Annotated in this window: 1 protein-coding gene; it reads right to left on the reverse strand. The window is 50.0% G+C overall.

Annotated elements, in window-relative coordinates:
- On the reverse strand, positions 1-670 hold a 670-nt coding region (gene fghA, locus R7E78_RS27175), incomplete at both ends, for an S-formylglutathione hydrolase (protein ID WP_318058755.1).

The raw sequence follows: 670 nt of genomic DNA on the forward strand, positions 1-670 counted from the left end.
AACTGTGGTCGTAGCCAGATTGCATTCTCATATTCAATTCTGAACCGTGTTGTTTTGCTGCGGCTAATAAGACTTCCGGTTTGAGTTGCTCACTCAAGAAACCGTCCGCATCGCCTTGATCAACCAAAATTGGTAAGGGTGATTTTTCTTTCTTCAAAAGCTCACTTGCATCGTATTGCTTCCAACTTTCGATATCAGTGCCCAAGTATGCGGTGAATGCTTTTTGTCCCCACGGACACTGCATTGGGTTGCTGATTGGGCTAAATGCTGAAATCGAGCGGTATAGTGTCGGATTCTTAAGGCCAATGGTGAGCGCACCGTGTCCGCCCATGCTGTGGCCAGAGATTGATTTCACATCCGATACTGGGAAGTTGGCTTCGATGATGGCTGGCAGCTCTTGCGTGACGTAGTCGTACATATGGTAATGCAGTGACCACGGTGCTTGAGTGGCGTTGAGGTAAAAGCCTGCGCCTTGGCCTAAGTCGTAACTTGCATCATCGGCAACGCCTTCACCACGCGGGCTGGTGTCCGGAGCAATGATGGCAATCCCAAGTTCTGCCGCCATACGAAATGCGCCGGCTTTCTGCATAAAGTTTTCATCGGTGCAGGTTAAGCCCGACAACCAGTACAAAGCGGGTACTGGGTTGGATTTGGTTGCATTCGGCGGTAA

This window comes from Vibrio sp. YT-19(2023), assembly GCF_033337395.1.